The sequence below is a fragment of the Novosphingobium sp. ST904 genome (assembly GCF_001298105.1).
Lineage (GTDB): Bacteria > Pseudomonadota > Alphaproteobacteria > Sphingomonadales > Sphingomonadaceae > Novosphingobium.
This window is the reverse complement of record NZ_LGJH01000129.1, coordinates 41,122-59,835: the sequence shown is the minus strand read 5'-3', so window position 1 is coordinate 59,835 and position 18,714 is coordinate 41,122. Positions and strand designations below refer to the sequence as shown.

Sequence of the window (18,714 nt, the reverse complement as noted above, 5' to 3'; positions counted from 1 at the left end):
ATGGCGCTGCTCATCGAGGCCGGACAGATGACAGCATCCGACTACGTGCCAACAAACCCCGATTTACTGCTTGCATCCGAAGGGGCGTCCACAGATGACACTCAATGCCACATCCGGGCATCCTGAAAGCTGAACTCCATTAACCGAAGCGCGAGCGAACGTGAACGACCTCCATTGGGCTAACATGGCGCGTGCTGCGCTCAAGCTGTCCCATTGGATGTTCCCAATCGGGAGGCGGACTGTGAGCTATTTTTCAGCAGCGCCCTGCTGCTCGGCGGGCGTCGCGGCGCGATGGCCGTAGCTGAGGACGCTGGTGATCCGCCAGATGCCGTCCTGTTTCGCCCAGACCATCACGAACTTGGCGATACCCTCGCATCGTCCTGTAGCGAGTTCACAGAAGCGGTGTTCGCCTTCCTCAATCGCGCCATAATCCTTGATCGGATAGACGCGAAACGTGGCTGGGATCAGCTCGCGCTTCACCTTTCCGCAAATGTATTTGCGCACACCATCTACCATCGCGTCACGCTCGAACGTCGCACCGCCGGTGTCGTGATAGAAGGCGACCTTGGGGTCGAAGTATCCGGAGAAGGTCGGCAGGTCGCAGCGGTTGTAGGCGTCGAATACCCTGGCATCGAGGGCGCCGATCTCCGTCGTTAACTGATCGGCCGGAGGCGGCACGGGCGCCGCGAGCAGCGCTGTGGCAACGGCGATGGCGGTTATCATGCTCATGCTCCTGTCAGTTCATCTGGCCGCGGAGGAAGGCGATCAGTCTCGGATCGCTGCCGGTGCGTTCGAGAATGGGCAGGATGACCCGCCATCCGTTGTCACTGTTGGTCAGGATGACAATCCCGTCACCGCTCGCGCGATTGATAGCGGCGAAGGTGAAAGCCCCGGCATCCTTGCCGGTGTGGAGCATGGTCGTCTCGCCAGGAAAGCCGAGAAGCTGCCAGCCTAGCCCGAAACCAGTCCAAGGCGGACAGGTGGTTGCCTTCGCTCCGACGCATATGTCGGACGTCAGGTCGGCCTGCGATCGTTTGCGCTCTGCCGCGATGGAAGCGGTAATGCCCCGATCATTGCGGACCTCGATTAGGAAGCGCGCATAATCGCGCGCCGTTGCATGGGCCAGGTCGGCAGCATTGAAGCGCGTTACCGGCTCGACGTGCAGCAGCTTGCCCGTTTCGTCATAGGGCACTGCGAGTGGCTGGGTCGCTCCTTGAGCGGATACATAGCCGGATGCACGCATATGGGCCGGGGCGAACAGCCACCGCACCGCAAGCGCCTCGAACGACTGCCCGGTGCGACGCTCTGCGTAGCGCGCCGCATATTGATACCCTTCGCCTGAATAGCCGGTGGTTGTGCCGGGATCATAATCGAACGCCAGCCCCTTCGCATCGCGCCAGTTCGGCAACCCACTGCGATGGCTCAACGACATGCGGACCGTCAGCTTCGTCCGCCGGAGATCGGACGACAGATCGGGGTCGCTCCAGTAGCGATCCATCGGCTCATCGAGCGACAGCTTGCCGGCCGATACCAAACGCAAGATGACTTCTGCCGTCAGCGGCTTCGTCAGCGATGCAAGGTTGTATGGTGTGGCGATGGTCGCCGCTCGGCTTGGGCCAGCCATGCCCCATGCGCCCGTCGAGACGATCCGCCCGTGGCGGATCAGTGCGACCGACGCGCTCTCCACGCGCTGTTCGCGGAGGGTTGTGGTCATGTCCGGCAACAATGCATTGGTTCTGGCTTCTGCCATCGACACGCAAGCCAGAACCGCAATAATGACGCTCGGAGCTATCCGTTTCAGCACACCAACTGTATTACTCATGCGCAACAGTTAGCGAAGTGGATGTGCGGCAGCAACACGGATTGCTCGGCTGTATCGTCCTGCGTGCGTTGGGAAGGGAAGCGAGATTCCCATTTTACTTACCATCGTTTATGGGACGCAACTGCACTAAAACCGTCCACGATCTTCGGCTTGGGAGTTGCCCAGGTCGACAGTTCAGCATGCATAGTCGCGACACCAGCGTTCGAGTGGAATGACCGCTGCCGACCGGAGCTGCCGTTTGTCGAATGCTTCGCGAATGGCGGGCTTGTCCCAGACCCAGTCATAATTTGAATGACCGCTTCCAAGCACGGCAAAATCTCGGTCGGACGGCTTGGATGGGGCGCGTAGCTGCCAAGCCCCTGCCCTGCACTCCTGATCCAAAACGCCGACAGACCTGCCGTTCAGCGCATCACTTGCCAACCCTCAAAGCAGCCTTCCGTTCACCAATCTTCACCCTCTTCTGAACAACCTAATTTGGTCGATAGCTGACGTCTTGGCGGCGTTGGCTGCCGACCCAAACCCGACGCTTGGCGCCAAAACGTCGTTTGATAAGTGCTGAGGTTCCGCCTTACAACTGCAGAGCGGTATCCGGCGAGCAGGTCAGCTGCGCGCAATTTTCGGTAAATCCAGTGCCTGCTGCGTTATCTTGCCAGTCACGGTGAGCTTGTGGGCTGTTTGGAGTTATCGCAGCATCTTGCGCATTGCAGCCTCGACATGACCATCGATTGTGCCCGCGTCACTGTGGCTAATAACGCCAATCTGGTCCCGGTTTGAAGGCCGGGTGGCTGGGCGGGACGACGCTGATTCATGAGAATCTGACGGTCGTCATGTTCCACGTCGCATGTGGTTGTATCGAATGACGGCTCCCTTGGCCTCGATGTCATGCATGACGAGGTTCTTTCCGGTAAAAAAGATATGAAACGGTGGCGAGCCGGTCGAGCGACCATGCCCCGCCTCCGCGCGCGATGAGCGGAAGCAGGAGCCCTGCCCAACTCAGGTGCGTCGGCCAGGCAGCGGGATAGACGAAGATCTCGATCACGCATGTCATGCCTAACAGCGCGAGGGCCGCAGGCCGAGTGAATAGACCCAGCACCAGCAGCAACGGAAAGAGATGCTCCGAATATGTTGCGAGGCGGGCGGCCGTCACCGGATCGATGAAGGGCAAGGCGTATTCGCTGCGGAACAGCTCGTAGGTGCTGTCGGTAATAGAGAGCACGCCCTCCACCTTGGTCCGACCCGACTGGAAGAATACGGCAGCGATACCGAATCGGGCAACGAGAAGCAGTGCTGCATCTGGCAGAGCGTCCTGTACACCGTCTCGGGCGCGGCGGTAAATCTGAAGGGGGGATGCCATAGTGATCCTCTCAATCGAGGGGCAGCGCCGTCCGTAGCGAGGCGGCGCCGTCCTTCTCAGGCTTGCCTATTCAGGCCTTGGGGCTCAGTGATCCCATGCCCTTGGGCGTCTTGATCGCGGCGCAGGTTCCGGCTTTCACCAGCTTCCAGGCGTTGCCCTGGTAATCGACCTTCGAAGTGCCCGCGCAGCTGGTCCCGGCTCCAGCCTTGCAGTCGTTCTTTCCAGCCTTGGCGACGCCGTAGCACTTTTCCATCGGTGCCTTCGCGCCATCCGCGGCATGAGCGCTGGCAGCGGTGAGGGTAAGGGCAAGAGTGGCAGCGAAAGCGGCATGAGTGCGGTTCATCGGAAATCTCCTCGAATGGGGTGTCTGAAAGACTCTTCAGGGCCGCATCGATGGATCGGCGGTCCATGCCGGGACTTACGCAGCGGGTCGCAGGCCGGTTACACAGAGTTCGGCAGAAAGTTTCTCTGATGGATATACGCTCGGCGTGTAACCTTGCGCCACCATGCCGCGTAGACATGTGCTGGAGGCCGAATGCAGGCGAGCGAAGCACAACTCAGACACTGGATGACCGCAGGTCTCGATGGCGACGCCGCGTCGCACGAGGCGCTGTTGCGCGCGCTCGTGCCGCTGTTGGGGGCCTTTTACCGTCGCCGGATGCGCGACGCACAGGACGATGTCGAGGATCTGGTGCAGGAAACGTTGATCTCGGTACATGGCAAACGCGCGACTTACGATCGCGACCGGCCGTTCACCGCCTGGCTCTACGCCATTGCCCGCTATCGGCTGATCGACCATTTTCGCAGGCGGCGCCTGTCGGTGTCGATCGAGGATGTAGAGACGATCTTGATCGTCGAGGGGTTCGAGGATGCGGCATCGGCACGCATGGATGTGGACGCGCTGCTCTCCACTCTGTCCCCCAAGCAGGCGCGCGCGATCCATGATACGCATGTCGATGGCCTCAGCATATCCGAAGCCGCCGCCGGCGCCGGCATCGGGGAATCCGACGTTAAGGTATCCGTGCATCGTGGACTGAAGGCGCTCGCCGCCCGTATCCGGGGAGAGCGGACATGAAGACCGAAGACCTCATCCGTTCCCTCAGCCGCGACGCGCCGCGCGTATCGCGAAGAGCGATGGGTCGCAGGATTGGGCTTGGCATCGTGGGTGGTGGGCTCGTCACGGCGCTGCTGGTAGCGAAGGTTCTGGGCATCCGGCCCGATCTCCACACCGCAATGCACGGCTTCTCGTTCTGGATGAAGTGGACCTACACCGCTTCGCTGGGCATCGGCGCAATCGTTGCCGTCATTCGCCTGTCGCGCCCGACATCCTCCGGCTTGCGCGGATTGTGGTGGCTGATCGTGCCGGTCCTGCTGCTTGCCGGGATCGGCATCGCCGAGCTTGCCGCCACCCCGTCGCGCGAATGGCTCGGCATGTGGCTGGGGGCGAGCTGGAAGGTCTGTCCGTGGCTGGTGCTGACGTTGGCAATGCCGATCTTCATCGGCCTGCTGTGGTCCTTCCGCCGTCTCGCGCCCACGCGCCTGCGCGAAGCGGGCGCTGCTGCGGGACTTGCGGCAGGGGCATGGGCAGCGACGATCTATTGCCTGCATTGCCCTGAAGTATCGGCGATCTTCGTGCTCACCTGGTACAGCCTGGGCATCCTGTTGGCCGCACTTGCCGGTGCCTTTCTGGGGCCGCGTCTTCTTCGTTGGTAGGTGTGTGTAACCGGGGCCGACGCACCTGCGTAGGAGAAGGGCCAATCCGGCAAATCTACCTACAGGAGAGCATCATGACCCCATCCAAAAGCACTGCCACCGCAGGTTTCGCCGCCATGGCCGCCCTCATCGCCCTGTCCGGCACCGCAGCCACCGCGCCTGCCTTTGCCAAGAGCAGCGCCAAGCAGGTCGAATGTTTCGGCGTCAACGCCTGCAAGGGCCAGTCAGACTGCAAGACCGCCAGCCATGACTGCAAAGGCCAGAACGACTGCAAGGGACAGGGTTTCAAGTCCGAGAGCGCCAAGCAGTGCGCAGCCGATGGCGGCAGCCTGACCCCGCCGAAGTGATCGAGCGGCCCGGCCGTCGCTTCTGTCGTTGGCCGGGCTATTTTTCAGGAGCAATACGATGTTCGCGACCCACCGGTTCGGCCTTGGCCTGCGCAAGCCGCACTACAGCGATTTCCTGGACGGCGAAGCAGCCGTCCCGGTCGATTTCGTCGAGGTGATCTCGGAGAATTTCATGGTCGATGGCGGGCGCCCCCTCGATGTGCTGCGCCGGGTTCGGGAGCGTCATCTGGTGGCCCTGCACGGCGTCTCGATGTCGATCGGCTCGGCAGATGGTCTAGATCTGGACTACCTCGGGCGCCTGCGCTCGCTGGTCGATGCGATTGATCCGTTGTTCGTCTCTGATCACCTGAGTTGGTCGCGAATCTGTGGTTTCAACTCGCACGACCTGCTGCCGCTGCCCTATACGGCCGAGGCGCTGGACGTGGTCTGCGCTAATATCGATCGGGCGCAGGACTGTCTGGGCCGCACGATTCTGATCGAGAACCCGTCGAGCTATCTGGCACTTGAGGGTGAGATGAGCGAATGGGCCTTTCTCGCCGCACTGTGCCAGCGAACCGGCTGCGAGCTGTTGCTGGACGTGAACAACATCTATGTCAGCGCCCGCAACCACGGGTTCGATCCCGTCGCTTACCTTGCAGGCATTCCGGCAGACAGGGTGCGTCAGATCCATCTGGCCGGCCACAGCCAAGGCCGCGAGCTGCTGATCGACACCCACGACAAGCCGGTGCCGCCGTCGGTCTGGTCGCTATATGCCGAAGCGATCGCCCACATCGGCCAGGTCGCGACGATGATCGAACGTGACGACGCTATCCCCCCGCTTGCCGACCTGCTGGCCGAACTGGACACGGCGCGCCGTATCGCCTGCGATCCGGCGAGGAGGACAGCATGAGCCTTCAGGCCCTGCAGGCAGGATTCCGCGAGTGGCTCACCAACGAAGCGCGGCCCGCTCCTCTCTGCGCAGCCCGGTTCGAGGCCGGCTTAAGCATCTATCTCAATAACTACCGTGCCCAGCTGATGGATTGCCTGCAAGAAAGCTATGGCAACGTCCACGCCTGGCTGGGCGATGCCGCTTTCGAGGCTGCGGCAGCCACGCATATCGACCGCGCCGCGCCGACCAGCTGGACGCTGGATGCCTACGGCGCGGACTTTGCAGTCACGCTCCGGCGGCTCTATCCGGGCGATCCGGAGGTCGCGGATCTGGCTGTTCTGGAACACGCGCTGGCACAGGCCTTCACCGCGCCGGATGCCGCTCCACTCGATCCGGCCAGTCTGGGCGCGATCGAGTGGGATCACGCCCGGCTGCACTTCGTCCCCAGTCTGACCCTGCTGACCACGACCAGCAATGCCGCCGCGATTTGGTCGGCCCTTTCGCAGGGCACGGCGCCACCGGCAGCGCAGCCGCTTCCTGAACCGACGACGATCCTCGTCTGGCGTGAAGGGTTCACACCGGCCTTCCGCACACTCGAACCGGCCGAAGGGCAAGCGTTGGCAGGCCTGTCGAAGGGGGGCACGTTTGGCGCATTCTGTGCCGAATTGGTGGCGCATGTAGGGGAGAAAGCAGGCCCTGCAATGGCAGGCGCCTACCTCCGGCAATGGCTGTCCGACAGCATCGTTGCCGAAATAGCTGACGCCAAACTGTAACTCGGCAAAGTTGCATTGCGTAGGCCTTCCTTTAAAGGAAGGAGCTATTATCGCGGATTTGAGCAGATTGACGACTGCCGCACTGTTCCTTCAGGGAGACGGGACCGCGGTGCCACTTCGGCTGATCGTCGGCTTCGGCTTCTTGGAGCATGGCTGCCTCTAACTGTCGCGCTGGCCGGAGCACTTCGAGACGATCCTTCATGGCATGAGCGGCAGGATCGGGTTCGGAATCTTGGGTAATATCTCCTGCAACCTGCCGTTCTTCAGATGATCCATTACCTGATAAGCAAAACTCCGGACGATCCCGTGGCCAGAAAGAACTACGTCGATGCCGGCTTGCGTGCTGTTGACCGAGAGGTGCGGCCTGATCGAACTCCTATGTCCGTCTACAGCGCCGCTTACCGGTCTTTCCGTCGCTGATCTTTCTAGCCTTCGTGCGTCCAGATTTGTTTGCCCATTCAGGATTTTCGAGACGGGCCGTGAAGAGATCGGTGGATCCCGTGGAAAGGTTTCGGGAAAACCGCGAACCCCTATCTCGGCACTGCTTGAAGTTTCAAGGACAAGCGAACGTTGTCAGTTTCAGAAACCATGGCCCTTGCGTCATGCTTTTCCGGTCTTCAATAGCGACAGCCGGGTGTTCGCCATTAATGGCGGCAGGTTTTGTAGCATCGGTCGGGCCGCCGTTGCATCTCAGACCACGCCCGGAGTCCGTCTGGCCCTCGCTCGCCTCAAATCCCCCAGTGCGCTTCGTCGTTTTCTCGACGGTCAGGCCAATGCCGGCCTGATCCTAATGGCGATGGCAGCGCTTGCGCTCGTCCTGGACAATTCGCCTCTTGCCCCGGACTATGAGGCAATCCTGCGTTTTCATGTCGGACCACTTTCTCTGGCGCATTGGATCAACGATGCGCTCATGGCGGCGTTTTTCCTGCTGGTCGGACTGGAAATCAAGCGCGAAATGCTCGACGGGCAGCTCGCCTCGTGGCCGCGGCGTCTCTTGCCCGGCATCGCCGCGCTTGGCGGAATGCTTGTCCCCGCATTGCTGTTCTTTGGCCTCAATAGCGGTGAAACGGCGCGCGGATGGGCCATTCCTACTGCGACGGATATTGCTTTTGGATCTCGCTGCTCGGCACCCGTGTTCCGGCATCGCTAAAGGTATTCCTTGCAGCCTTGGCGATCATTGACGACCTCGGCGCTGTCATCATCATCGCGCTCCTCTATACAGCGCAAATCTCCATGGTTGAGCTCGCTTGCGCGGGCGAAGTCGTGACGATCCTGATCGCTCTCAACCGCCTGAAAGTGCTCAGGCTGCTGCCTTACTCACTCGTCGGCGCATTGCTGTGGTTCTTTGTTTTCCGCTCGGGTATCCATGCAACATGGCCGGTGTCGCGCTGGCCCTGACCATTCCGCTTGATATCACGCCGAGGAAGCACGACAGCGACGCCGCCAGTCCACTGCACCGGCTCGAAAAGGCGCTGCACGTGCCGGTGGGCTTCATCATCGTCCCGCTGTTCGCCGCTCGTAAACGCAGGTGTCCCGGTACTCACCCTGCCGCTTCGCGCGCTTGCCGAGCCGGTGACGCTTGGCGTCGCAGTGGGGTTGCTTCTCGGCAAGCCGATTGGCGTCTTCGGATTTACCGCGCTTGCTGTCTGGTTTGGTCTTGCCGATGCGCCTGCCCACGCAAGCCGGATGCAGATGCCGGGGGTCGCCCTGCTGTGCGGCATCGGTTTCACCATGAGCCTGTTCATCACGCTGCTGGCGTTCCCCGGTGCTCCGATACTCCAGTCAGAAGCGAAAATCGGTATACTTGCAGGCTCCCTCCTCTCGGGGCTGGCCGGCTTCATCGTTTTGCGCCTGGCGCACCGGGAAATCCCGGATCAGGCGTAAAGGAGCGAGAGGGTTAGCGCGCGCAGCCCACGACGAGCGCAACCAGCGGCGCACCCATGTGCGCGTAGTCGCTGAACCGGTAGCCTCCGGGCCCCGTGACCAGGAGATTGTTCTGATGACCGTTCGGCGTCAGGAAATCCGACGAGGCGCCGATCAGCAGCGCCAGCAGCGCGGCATCTGGACTTACATGCAGGAGGTTTGCTGCATCGATCGCCAGTGGCCCCGGCCTGTCCGATCGGATCAGGAACGCATGCAACGCTATGCTGATCTCCGTTAAAGTCCGCTGGTATCAATCCCGTGCGATGCGATGCGTGGATATCTATTGGCTCCGCTCGCATGGCCCCAGTGCCGCCAGAACCATGCGATAGTCTGCGTAAGCTTGCTGTTTGGAGGGGAAAGCGCCCGAGACGTAAGCACTTTGCGGAGGTGACGCCGGAAGGAAACAGGCAAGGTTGTACCATTCGAGCGTGTCTTTGGTGGGGGGATGCAGATCGCCTCCCGTCAGTTCCGAAAACGAGACACCCCAGTTTTCGGGCTGGCCGGGCATGTGACGCACGGCGATGGTCACCGGCCCCTTTTTCGTATCAAGGAAGATCTGCGTGCGACCCTGCCCCGCAAGATTTCCGGGAACATAGCCCAGTTCCCTTACACCGGTTACGGGGGCTGGCGCACGCGGCGAGACCAGCGCACGAAGTACCCCGCGCAGGCGGCTCTCCCGTTCTGGAGACCAAAGCTGCTGCGCGGCGGGTTCCACCAGCTTGATCTCTTTGGGTCGACCAGGCACGCGCGATGCGAAAAGGAAAACATCCTTCCCCATCCAATCGGTGGCGCTTTGCGCTGAAGCTTCGGGCAGATCGACCAGATACTGCAGCGAACCACCGATCCCGTTCTTGCCGTATAGCAGCGCCCGCGTGCTGGCTTCGGCATAGTAGCGACGATGATTTGGCAGCCCTGTGCCCGGTGCAGTGCCCGCTACGGGCTTCAATTGCGTTATCCGCGCAAGCACGACAAGGTCGGCCTTTTTCGAGAGCTCTACTGTGTCCACGTAGGTTGCCTGGTCCGCGGAAAGGGAACGGACCTGCGCACGCGAGGCACTGGATATGAGCGAGCAGGTGGCGGCCGCCAGGCCGATCAGCAGGATTGGGAGGCGAGCGGGCATAGTTCAGGGGTTCCGCTGAAAGGATACAGGGGTGGGCGAGAGGAACTTGCCTTCAGGGCTACGCCCTGGACCTCGCGAGAGAAAGGCAAAATCTGCCCCCGTTGGCCGCTGGAAAACCCTCAGCCCGAATTCCGGCATGACTGCGAGCAGATGGTCGAAGATGTCGGCCTGGATCGTTTCGTATTGCGCCCAGACGGTAGTTGTTGCGAAAGCGTAGATTTCGAGCGGAAGGCCATTCTCGCTGGGCGCCAGCTGACGCACCAGCAGGGTCTTGTCGTCGGCGATATCCGGCCGCGCTTTCAGATAGGCCAGTACATAGGCGCGGAAAGTGCCGAGGTTGGTCAACCGCCGTGCATCGAGCACTTCGCTGGGAGCATGCTCCCGGTTCCACCCCTGCACTTCGTCCTGACGCTGCCGGAGATAATCGCGCAGCACACCGAACCGCGCGAATTTCGCAAGGTCGGCCTCACCGAGAAAGCCGATCGAACTCTGGTCGATCATCAACGCTCGCATGATCCGGCGGCCGCCGGACTCGGACATGCCGCGCCAGTTGCGGAAGCTCTCCGTAATCAGGCGATAGGTGGGGATCGTGGTGATCGTCTTGTCGAAATTCTGAACTTTCACGGTGTGCAGGGCGATGTCGATCACATCGCCGTTGGCATCGAGCTTGGGCATCTCGATCCAGTCGCCAACGCGGACCATGTCGTTGGAACCAATCTGCACGGACGCGACGAGCGAGAGGATCGTGTCCTTGAAAACCAGCATGAGAACCGCCGCCATGGCGCCGAGGCCCGACAAGAGCAGTAGCGGCGACTGGTTCATCAGCGCCGCCAGCATCAGGATCGCGGCTGCGGCATAGACCAGCAGGTTGGCCACTTGGACATAGCCTTTGATCGGCCGGTTCCTGGCATCGGGGCGGCGCTGGTAGAGCTCGTTGCCGAGAGTCAGCGTCGCCGTGACGGCAAGGGCAAGCGTCAGGATGATGATCACTGCGCAAAGGCTGTGGACGAGCGAAACGAACTCCATCGGCAGGCCAGGCACAGCGGCGATGCCCACTTGCACGATCACGGTCGGCAGGATGTTCGAAAGGCGCGCGGCGATGGCGCCGACATGGCGGGCTTCCGCTTCGAACGGGCTACGCCCGAGCAGGCGAAGCACGCCCTTGAGCACGATCCGCTTGGCGACCCAGTTCGCCAGGGCCGCACCGGCCAGTAGCGCCAGCAGGGCGATGCCCGTCTGCATCCAGGGCTCGCTCGCCCAGGGCAGGTCCAGGGTTGGAAAACGGAAAGTCGATGGGGATCGGGTAGGCAAGACGGTTCCTCAAAAGGATCGGTACGGCGACCTGTTCAAGTCCTTGGCAGTGGTTTTCCGGCGCTCTCGGGTGTTAATTCCAGCGCGAGAAGACCGCAGAGGCAGGCCAGTATCATGACGTAGGCCGGTACGAGCGGGTTGCCCGTCACATCGATGAGCCAGGCGTTGAATAGGGGCGCCGTGCCTCCGAACAACGAGGTAGACAGGTTGTAGGCCAGCGCAAAGCCCGCAAATCGTACCGAGGTGGGGAAGAAGGCCGGGAAGGTCGCCGAAATCGTGGCGAGTTGGGGCACATAGAGCAGGCCGAGCAGGACGTAGCCGATCGCCGCCTGTACCGGGCCGATGCCCATAAGATGGTAGAGCGGGATGACCAGCAGGGTGAGCCCCAGCAGCGATGCCCGCCACATCGGTTTGCGACCGATCCGGTCGGACAGGGCTCCTGCAAACGGGAGCAGGAGCATCATGAACAGCATGCCCGAGATCGGCACGATCAGAGCCGTGTCGGTGGCAAGGCCGAGGCGGCGCTCCAGATATGTCGGCATATAGCTCAGCAGCGTGTAGTTGACCACGTTGAGGGCGATGACGAGGCCGCTCATCGCCAGCAGGGGGCGGCGATAGCGGGAAAGCAGGTGGCGAAGTCCGGCTGGTTCCGCCTCTCCGCTCTCGCGCTGCGCCTCCGCTTCCTGGAACAGCGGCGTCTCCGCCATGCGCGCCCGCAAGTAGAGGCCGACCAGCCCCAGCGGACCGGCCAGCAGGAACGGCAGGCGCCAAGCCCATTCGCGCATCGCCGTATCCCCCAGCAGCAGCGAGAAGCTCAGCATCAGCAGCGCGCCGGCGCTGAAACCGGCCAGAGTGCCGACTTCCAAGAAGCTGCCGTAGAAGCCGCGCTTCTCGTCCGGGGCATATTCGGCCATGAAGATCGCGGCACCGCCGTATTCGCCGCCGGTGGAGAAGCCCTGCACCATGCGCAGGACCACGAGCAGCGCGGGTGCCCAGCCGCCGATAGCGGCATAGGAGGGGATGAGGCCGACGCCGACAGTGGCACCGGCCATGAGCAGGATCGTCAGGCCGAGCACGGCCTTGCGGCCATAGCGGTCTCCCAGCGGCCCCCAGAAGAGGCCGCCCAGCGGACGCACCAGGAACGAGATCGCAAAAGTGGCAAGCGCGAATAGCGTCGCCTCCGCCGTCTCGCCGGGAAACAGGGCGGCGGAAATGTAGCTCACGCCATAGGCGTAGATACCGTAGTCGAACCACTCGGTGGCATTGCCGATGGCGGATGCGCAGATGGCTCGGCGCAAGTCGCGCGGTTCGGCTCTCCCTGTTACGGCTGGCCCTGTTACGGCAGGCAGTATTCTGGCGGGCGGATTCAATGACGGCTCCCTGTTTGTCCGGACTCGTCCGGTGCCGCGGATGTTTCCGGGGCGAGCGGATCGAGCGAAGCGGCCAGCGGCGAGGTGCGCGGCAGGCCGACGTAGCTTTCCTGAAGGTGGGCGGGCACGGGGTCCGACTTCGCCTGCCGCAGCAGTGCGAACGAAAGCGCGGCGCTCGCGCAGGCGGCGATGAACAGGAACAGTCCCGAAGCGCCGGTCATGGACACGGCCAGGGATCCCGTGGCCGGTCCGGCAGCGGCGCCCAGCGAATAGACGAGCACGAGACCGCCGCTCGCCGCCACGCGCTTTTCCGGCACGAGGTGGTCGTTGGTATGGGCCGCGCACAAGGGATAGAGCGCGAAACTCAAGCCTCCGAACAGGGCGCCGAGCCCGAGCAGCAGCATCCCCGCCTGCGCCGTGAGGGCGATCGCCAGCGCGGCGGCCAGCGTTCCGGCGAAAGCGAGCACGATCACCTTGCGGCGGTCGATGCGGTCGGACAGCCAGCCGAGCGGCCATTGCAGCACCACGCCGCCCAGGATCACCACGCTCATGAAAAGGGTGGTCTGCGAAAGATCCATGCCCAGCCGGCGCGCGAACACGGCGCCGAGCGCATAGAAAGCGCCGAGCATCACCCCGGTCAGCCCGGCACCGACCATACCGAGAGGCGAGGTTTGGTAGAGTTCCCGAAACGGCAGCGGCGCGAAATCGCCGGTTTCGGGCGCGGCGATACGGGTCAGCAGCACTGGAATCGCCGCCAGGGAAATCAGGATCGATCCCACCAGCAGCGGCACTGCCGGTCCCCCCGCTCCCAGGCGGATAAGGAACTGCCCCGCCGCCTGCCCGCCGTAGAGCATGATCATGTAGCCGGCCAGCACCATGCCGCGACGATCGGGTTCGGCGCGCTCATTCAGCCAGCTTTCCACGCAGACGTAGATCCCCGCGAGGCACAGGCCATCGAGGAAGCGCAGCGCGCCCCAGAACACCGGGTTGGTGTGGAGCGCATAGGCCAGCGTATCTGCGCTGAGCAGCGTGACGAACGCCGCGAAGGCCCGGATATGGCCGATGCGCCCGACCAGCGCGGGCACACGAACCGACCCCAGGGTGAGGCCGGCGAAATAGGCGGTCCCGACGAGACCTATCGCCAGCGCACCGCTTCCCGCCCGCTCCAGCCGCAGCGCGACGAGCGTGTTGAGGAACCCGCCGCCCGCCATGAGCAGGAAGATGGCGATCAGCAGGCTGCGGACGGGAAGGATGGCCTTTAGCATGACAATGCTAGCATGATGATGCGGCGCCCTTTCCACCGAGCGGGGAAAAGGGCGCGTTTTCCGGTCAGGCCGCGGCGCGGTCGGTGGCGGTGCCCGCCTCGACCAGCGCGGCGTGAAGGGCACGGACGGCTTCCTCGAAGTCCGGCGCCGCAACGATGAACTGGACGTCCACGTTACGGATCTGGTGCTGGAGCGCGACGAGGCCGATGCCCGCGCCGTCCAGTGCGGCAAGAGCGCGGGGCACCAGTCCGGGCTCCGACAAGTCGGTGCCGATCACCGAAACCATCGCCACTTCCTGCGCGGTCACCACCGATCCGGGCCACTGCGCGCACAAATCGTCGACGATCTGCGCGGCCTGTTCGCTGCCGGTGCCGCTGAGGTAATGGGTGATGGTATTGGCGTTGGAACTCTTGCTGACGATCCAGGCGCCGTGGCGGGTCAGCGTTTCCAGGATCGCCGCGTCGTAGCCCTTCTCTCCCACCATGTCCTGCTCGAAGAATTGCAGGGCCTGGACCGAAGCGAGCCCGGTGACGATCTCCACGCGCGGTGCCTTCGAAACGTAGTCGCCCTCGATCAGCGTACCCTCGTCATGGCGTTCGAACGTGTTGCGGACGCGCAGCGGGATACCCGACTGGCGCAGACCCCTGCCCGCACGCGGATGGATCGCTTCCATGCCGAGGTTGGCGAGCTGGTCGGCCACGTCGTAGTTGGTCCAGCCGATCTTGCGCGCCCGGCTTTCGCCAACGAGACGGGGATCCGCGCTGGAGAGATGGAACTCCTTGTGGATGACCGCCTCGCGCGCGCCGGTGACGACGGCGATACGGGAGAAGGTCATCTCGGAGTAGCCGCGGGCATAGCGGCGCACCATGCCGCCTTCGCAGCCCGCGTAGCCGGTGACGATCGGCATCTCGCGAGAGAGATCGATCGAGGCGAAGGCGTGCGGATGCGTTCGTCGAGATCGACTAGATCGTCCTGGCTCCAGACGGAAAGATCGACGAAGACGGCATTGACCCCGCGATCGCGTAGGAGCAGCGCCGTCGAGTGCGCGGCATGGGCCTCGCCTAGACCGGCCAGCATTTCCCGCAAGGTGGCGATCTGCTCCGAGAGGCGGAAATGGCCGTGGCGGCGCAGGCGGTCGAGATCGTCGAGGCAGGATTCCAGCGCGGCGATCCGCTCTGCAACGAAACGATCCGCTTCCTCGCGGCTTTGCGGGCGCGCGAACATTTCGGCATTGCGCGCCCACATGGCGCCCAGCACTTCGGTCAGCGCGGTGCGCCATGCGCCCGGCGTTTCGTTGCGCACGAAATGGCCGTGAACGCCCGGCTCGCCGCTCTTCTTGTGCTCGAGCAGCAGATCGGTCATCCCGGCATAGGCCGAGACGACGAAAATCCGATTGTAGATATCCGCGCCCTTGCGTCCGGCGACCAGTACGTTCTCGAACACGGTGGAGGTGGCGGCCATGGACGTGCCGCCGATCTTCTCGACGCTGTGCGTTCCCGTCATGCCGCTACTCCTTCGACAAGTCCCTCGATTGCGCCGGAAATCGGCACTACCGGTGAGAAATCGCGCGCAGCGATGAATTCGGGACGCGGCGCGGGCGCGGCATAGGGCGACGTCAGCCGGTTGCTGACGGCGTTGTAGACCAGGAAGGCATTGGCGCGCGGGAAAGGCGTGATGTTGCCGTTGGAGCCGTGCATGATGTTGCAGTCGAACACCACCACCGTACCCGGCTTGCCGACTGGCGCGTCGATCCCGTGGCGATGGGCCAGCTCGGCCAGGCTGAGTTCGTCGGGAACGCCGTATTCCTGGCGGCGCAGCGACTGGCGGTAGTGGTCCTGCGGCGTTTCGCCGACGCAGGACACGAAAGTCCCCTGCGAGCCGGGGATCACCATGAGCGGCCCGTTGTTCGGCGTGTTCTCCGCCAGCAGGACCGACATGGACAGCGCCCGCATCGCGGGCATCCCGTCCTCGGCATGCCAGGTCTCGAAATCGGAATGCCAGTAGAACTCCTTGCCCGCGAAGCCCGGCTTGTAGTTGAGCCGGGTCTGATGAAGGTAGACCTCGTCGTCGAGCAGGAAGGCGGCGACACCGGCCAGTCTCCGGTCCGCGGCAAGGCGGGCCATGACGTCGCTCTGGGCGTGGATCTCGAAGATCGAGCGGACTTCCCGGCTGCCGGGTTCGGCAATGACCGTCTCGTCCTTCAGACCGGCGGGATCGGCCAGGAGGCGCCCGGTTTCAGCCTGCAGCGTGACAACTTCCTGCGCGGAGAACAGGTTTTCCAGCACGAGATAGCCGTTCCGGTCGAACTGTTCGACCTGGGTTGCGGTCAGCGGCGCAACTGGGTGCCAGGCCCGCCGCGCGACGGGTTCGTCCCGCGGCTGTAGCCTGGGTTCGGTTTCGCATCGGGTGGGATAGAGATCCTGCATCGTTTGCCTGTCCCTCCCTCAGTCAGCCAGAGCCGGATAGGCGCCGTTCTCGTCGTGGACCTCGCGGCCGGTGACGGGCGGATTGAAGGTGCAGGCGCAGAGTATGTCCTCCACCGGGCGCACGATGTGGCGGTCATGGGCATTGAGCGCATACATCACCCCCGGCTTCAGTTCGTGGGTCTCACCGGTGCCGAGATCCTCGATCGTGCCGCTGCCCTGAAGGACGAGCACGGCTTCCAGATGGTTCTGGTAGTGCATGTGCAGTTCCTCGCCCGCGAACATTGTAGTGACGTGGAACGAGAAGCCCATCCGGTCATCCTTGAGCAGCAGACGGTCGCTGACCCAGCCCTTGCCCTGGACGTGACGGTCGGACTTGCGGATATCTTCGAGATTGCGAACGATCATGGGTATGTTCCTTTAATGCTGGGATCGGGCTCAGGCGGCGACGCCGAGCTTGCGCGTCGCTGCGAGCGCGGGGAGCGCCTCGGCCACGGCTTCTTCCAAGATATCGAGACCGGCGTTGAGCACGGCATCGTCGATCACCAGCGGCGCCAGCACCTTGACGATCTCGTCGTAAGCGCCACTGGTTTCGATGATCAGGCCCTGCGCGAAGCAGGCAGCGGTGATCTTTCCGGCCACCTCGCCGCTCCCCACATCAATGCCGCGCATCATGCCCCGGCCGCGGGTGGACAAACCGTGGCGGGCGGCGATCGCTTCGAGGCGGCGTTCCAGGATGCCGCTGCGGCGGGCAATATCATCGGCGAAGGCCGGATCCGCCCAGAATTCGCGCAAGGCCGCCGTGGCCGTCACGAAAGCGTGATTGTTGCCCCGGAACGTGCCGTTGTGCTCGCCGGGGGACCACTGATCGAATTCCGGCCGCATCAGGGTCAGCGCGAAGGGCAGGCCCATGCCGGAGAGCGACTTGGCCAGAGTGACGATGTCGGGCGTGAAGCCCAGGCCGTCGAAGCTGAAGAAGTCGCCGGTGCGGCCGCAACCGGCCTGGATGTCGTCCACGATCAGCAAAGCGCCGTGCTTGTGGGCGATGGCGGCGATCCGGCGCAGCCACTCGGGCGAAGCGGCATTGAGGCCGCCTTCGCCCTGCACGGTCTCGACGAGGAAGGCAGCAGGCGCATCGAGCCCGCTGGACGGATCCGACAGGCGCTGTTCCAGCAGTTCGGCCGTATCGACATCCGGCCCGTAGTAGCCGTCGAACGGTTCATGGCTGACATGGTTGAGGGGAACGCCCGCACCGCTGCGCTTGCCCGCATTTCCGGTACAGGCCAGCGCGCCCAGAGTCATGCCGTGGAAGCCGTTGGTGAAAGCAATCACCATCTCGCGCCCGGTGACCTTGCGCGCCAGCTTAATGGCCGCCTCGACAGCATTGGTGCCGGTGGGGCCGGTGAACATCGCCCGATAGTCGAGCCCGCGCGGCTCCAGGACCACTTCCTCGAACGTGCGCAGGAACTCGCTCTTGGCCTTGGTGTGGAGATCGAGCGCATGCGTGACGCCGTCACGGGCGATATAGTCGATCAGGGCCTGCTTCAATACCGGGTGATTGTGTCCGTAGTTCAGCGAGGAGCAGCCCGACAGAAAATCGAGATAGCGCCCGCCCTTGCTGTCGTGCAACCAGACGCCTTCGGCGCGGTCGAACTGGCGGGGCATGGCGCGCGAATAGCTGCGAACCTGGGATTCGCGGCGGTCATAGATGCTGGTGTCCGGCGCATGCGCGCTCGGTTGGGGAATCGTCGTCATCTGGAGGAATTTCCTGTTCAGTTGGACGGAATGAACGGCAGCGGCGAAATGCTCGCCTGCCATTCGGTATCGTGCGCTCCGGCGAAATGGGCATCGCGTTCGAAGCGCGTGGAGCGCGTCAGGACGGCGCCGTGGCGCGCGCGAAAGCGGAAAAAAGCGCCCAGGAGGCCGAGTTCGCCTCGGTAATGGTCGTGGTGAGTTCACGCGCGCCGCGCGAAGCGCTGCGGGCGATCAATGCGTCGAGCATGCGCCCACCCAGGCCCTCCCCGCGCGCCTCGGCCGCCACGGCGACCTGCCAGACGAAGATACAGTCGGGACGGGAGGGCGGACGATAGGCGGAAATCCAGCCGAGCAGCCGGCCTTCCCTTTCGGCGACCACGCAAGTGCCGGCAAAGTCGCTGCACTGGAGAAGATTGCAGTAGGCCGAGTTGCCGTCGAGCGGCGGCGATGCCGCGATCAAGGCGGAAATGGCCGGCCCGTCCTCGGCTTTGGGTTCGCGCAGGACGATAGCAGCGCCGGAATTTCCTTCCGCAACGCCGCCCTCGTCGCGCGCGCGGATCGGGCTCGCGGAATCGCTCTGCGGGCCAACTTCATTCACATTATCATCGAATATTACTTCACCCTCCGAAGCACGTTCGCGTGCTTGGCCGTTGCCATGTCATTCGTGGTT

18 protein-coding genes and 2 pseudogenes are annotated in these 18,714 nt (G+C 63.4%); 6 read left to right on the top strand and 14 right to left on the bottom strand.

The annotated features are described in order from the left end of the window. Positions 1 to 246 precede the first annotated feature (246 nt). The 4 genes from ADT71_RS08075 to ADT71_RS08060 all read right to left on the bottom strand — a co-directional run bounded on the left by ADT71_RS08075 (position 247) and on the right by ADT71_RS08060 (position 3,519). Positions 247 to 723 carry a nuclear transport factor 2 family protein gene (locus tag ADT71_RS08075; RefSeq protein ID WP_054436121.1) on the bottom strand — a complete coding sequence of 159 codons (477 nt, stop codon included), beginning with the start codon at positions 721 to 723 and terminating at the stop codon, positions 247 to 249. A 13-nt stretch (positions 724 to 736) separates the two neighbouring features. Then, complete coding sequence (locus tag ADT71_RS08070; RefSeq protein ID WP_231635714.1) at positions 737 to 1,750, bottom strand: serine hydrolase; 1,014 nt, start codon at positions 1,748 to 1,750, stop codon at positions 737 to 739. A gap of 952 nt (positions 1,751 to 2,702) precedes the next feature. Further along, positions 2,703 to 3,176 (bottom strand): DoxX family protein, encoded by a 474-nt coding sequence (locus ADT71_RS08065; RefSeq protein WP_054436110.1) that lies wholly within the window; start codon positions 3,174 to 3,176, stop codon positions 2,703 to 2,705. 70 nt (positions 3,177 to 3,246) lie between these two features. Next, positions 3,247 to 3,519 (bottom strand): DUF2282 domain-containing protein, encoded by a 273-nt coding sequence (locus tag ADT71_RS08060; protein WP_054436108.1) that lies wholly within the window; start codon positions 3,517 to 3,519, stop codon positions 3,247 to 3,249. Positions 3,520 to 3,711: 192 nt separating this feature from the next. Between ADT71_RS08060 and ADT71_RS08055 the strand changes: the two genes are divergently transcribed. From ADT71_RS08055 to nhaA, 6 genes and pseudogenes are all read left to right on the top strand, one after another. Next, entirely contained in the window at positions 3,712 to 4,251 is a 540-nt protein-coding gene (locus ADT71_RS08055) for a sigma-70 family RNA polymerase sigma factor (protein ID WP_054436107.1), read from the top strand. Further along, complete coding sequence (locus ADT71_RS08050; protein ID WP_054436106.1) at positions 4,248 to 4,889, top strand: DUF1109 domain-containing protein; 642 nt, start codon at positions 4,248 to 4,250, stop codon at positions 4,887 to 4,889. The genes ADT71_RS08055 and ADT71_RS08050 overlap by 4 nt, the downstream gene beginning before the upstream one ends. Positions 4,890 to 4,963: 74 nt before the next feature. Next, entirely contained in the window at positions 4,964 to 5,236 is a 273-nt protein-coding gene (locus tag ADT71_RS08045) for a hypothetical protein (protein ID WP_054436105.1), read from the top strand. Positions 5,237 to 5,294: 58 nt separating this feature from the next. After that, a complete protein-coding gene (locus ADT71_RS08040; protein ID WP_054436104.1) occupies positions 5,295 to 6,125 on the top strand; it encodes a DUF692 domain-containing protein in 831 nt (276 codons plus the stop codon). Then, positions 6,122 to 6,877 (top strand): DNA-binding domain-containing protein, encoded by a 756-nt coding sequence (locus ADT71_RS08035; RefSeq protein ID WP_054436103.1) that lies wholly within the window; start codon positions 6,122 to 6,124, stop codon positions 6,875 to 6,877. Before ADT71_RS08040 ends, ADT71_RS08035 begins: the two co-directional genes overlap by 4 nt. A 790-nt stretch (positions 6,878 to 7,667) precedes the next feature. Beyond that, a pseudogene (nhaA, locus tag ADT71_RS08030) lies at positions 7,668 to 8,761 on the top strand (Na+/H+ antiporter NhaA). Between the two features lie 13 nt (positions 8,762 to 8,774). On the opposite strand, the gene ADT71_RS08025 reads toward nhaA, so the two are convergent. The 10 genes and pseudogenes from ADT71_RS08025 to ectA all read right to left on the bottom strand — a co-directional run bounded on the left by ADT71_RS08025 (position 8,775) and on the right by ectA (position 18,642). Next, a complete protein-coding gene (locus tag ADT71_RS08025; RefSeq protein WP_054436102.1) occupies positions 8,775 to 9,017 on the bottom strand; it encodes a hypothetical protein in 243 nt (80 codons plus the stop codon). A gap of 63 nt (positions 9,018 to 9,080) precedes the next feature. Beyond that, positions 9,081 to 9,920, bottom strand: coding sequence for a hypothetical protein (locus tag ADT71_RS08020; RefSeq protein WP_054436101.1), 840 nt, complete (start codon positions 9,918 to 9,920; stop codon positions 9,081 to 9,083). 3 nt (positions 9,921 to 9,923) lie between these two features. Further along, complete coding sequence (locus ADT71_RS08015) at positions 9,924 to 11,162, bottom strand: mechanosensitive ion channel family protein (protein WP_082370221.1); 1,239 nt, start codon at positions 11,160 to 11,162, stop codon at positions 9,924 to 9,926. Between the two features lie 104 nt (positions 11,163 to 11,266). Then, entirely contained in the window at positions 11,267 to 12,580 is a 1,314-nt protein-coding gene (locus ADT71_RS08010) for an MFS transporter (protein WP_054436116.1), read from the bottom strand. Between the two features lie 17 nt (positions 12,581 to 12,597). Further along, a complete protein-coding gene (locus tag ADT71_RS08005) occupies positions 12,598 to 13,866 on the bottom strand; it encodes an MFS transporter (RefSeq protein ID WP_054436100.1) in 1,269 nt (422 codons plus the stop codon). Between the two features lie 64 nt (positions 13,867 to 13,930). Further along, positions 13,931 to 15,369 (bottom strand): annotated as a pseudogene (locus ADT71_RS08000) (aspartate kinase). After that, complete coding sequence (thpD, locus tag ADT71_RS07995) at positions 15,366 to 16,292, bottom strand: ectoine hydroxylase (RefSeq protein ID WP_054436099.1); 927 nt, start codon at positions 16,290 to 16,292, stop codon at positions 15,366 to 15,368. Before thpD ends, ADT71_RS08000 begins: the two are co-directional and overlap by 4 nt. An 18-nt stretch (positions 16,293 to 16,310) precedes the next feature. Then, the gene (locus ADT71_RS07990) at positions 16,311 to 16,697 is read right to left on the bottom strand and encodes an ectoine synthase (RefSeq protein WP_054436098.1); all 387 of its coding nucleotides are present in this window, start codon (positions 16,695 to 16,697) and stop codon (positions 16,311 to 16,313) included. A 30-nt stretch (positions 16,698 to 16,727) separates the two neighbouring features. Then, positions 16,728 to 18,044: a diaminobutyrate--2-oxoglutarate transaminase gene (gene ectB / locus ADT71_RS07985; RefSeq protein ID WP_054436097.1), complete on the bottom strand. Its 1,317-nt coding sequence runs from the start codon at positions 18,042 to 18,044 to the stop codon at positions 16,728 to 16,730. Positions 18,045 to 18,162: 118 nt separating this feature from the next. Beyond that, complete coding sequence (ectA, locus tag ADT71_RS07980; protein ID WP_231635712.1) at positions 18,163 to 18,642, bottom strand: diaminobutyrate acetyltransferase; 480 nt, start codon at positions 18,640 to 18,642, stop codon at positions 18,163 to 18,165. Positions 18,643 to 18,714 lie beyond the last annotated feature (72 nt).

Excerpts from the sequence above, each read along its gene's own strand:
- ADT71_RS08045 (WP_054436105.1), top strand. The coding sequence starts at position 4,964 with ATGACCCCATCCAAAAGCACTGCCACCGCAGGTTTCGCCGCCATGGCC.
- thpD (WP_054436099.1), bottom strand. The coding sequence starts at position 16,292 with ATGCAGGATCTCTATCCCACCCGATGCGAAACCGAACCCAGGCTACAG.
- ADT71_RS08035 (WP_054436103.1), top strand. The coding sequence starts at position 6,122 with ATGAGCCTTCAGGCCCTGCAGGCAGGATTCCGCGAGTGGCTCACCAAC.
- ADT71_RS08005 (WP_054436100.1), bottom strand. The coding sequence starts at position 13,866 with ATGCTAAAGGCCATCCTTCCCGTCCGCAGCCTGCTGATCGCCATCTTC.
- ADT71_RS08040 (WP_054436104.1), top strand. The coding sequence starts at position 5,295 with ATGTTCGCGACCCACCGGTTCGGCCTTGGCCTGCGCAAGCCGCACTAC.
- ADT71_RS08075 (WP_054436121.1), bottom strand. The coding sequence starts at position 723 with ATGATAACCGCCATCGCCGTTGCCACAGCGCTGCTCGCGGCGCCCGTG.
- ectB (WP_054436097.1), bottom strand. The coding sequence starts at position 18,044 with ATGACGACGATTCCCCAACCGAGCGCGCATGCGCCGGACACCAGCATC.
- ADT71_RS08065 (WP_054436110.1), bottom strand. The coding sequence starts at position 3,176 with ATGGCATCCCCCCTTCAGATTTACCGCCGCGCCCGAGACGGTGTACAG.
- ADT71_RS07990 (WP_054436098.1), bottom strand. The coding sequence starts at position 16,697 with ATGATCGTTCGCAATCTCGAAGATATCCGCAAGTCCGACCGTCACGTC.
- ADT71_RS08060 (WP_054436108.1), bottom strand. The coding sequence starts at position 3,519 with ATGAACCGCACTCATGCCGCTTTCGCTGCCACTCTTGCCCTTACCCTC.
- ADT71_RS08070 (WP_231635714.1), bottom strand. The coding sequence starts at position 1,750 with ATGGCAGAAGCCAGAACCAATGCATTGTTGCCGGACATGACCACAACC.
- ADT71_RS08015 (WP_082370221.1), bottom strand. The coding sequence starts at position 11,162 with ATGCAGACGGGCATCGCCCTGCTGGCGCTACTGGCCGGTGCGGCCCTG.
- ADT71_RS08050 (WP_054436106.1), top strand. The coding sequence starts at position 4,248 with ATGAAGACCGAAGACCTCATCCGTTCCCTCAGCCGCGACGCGCCGCGC.
- ADT71_RS08020 (WP_054436101.1), bottom strand. The coding sequence starts at position 9,920 with ATGCCCGCTCGCCTCCCAATCCTGCTGATCGGCCTGGCGGCCGCCACC.
- ADT71_RS08055 (WP_054436107.1), top strand. The coding sequence starts at position 3,712 with ATGCAGGCGAGCGAAGCACAACTCAGACACTGGATGACCGCAGGTCTC.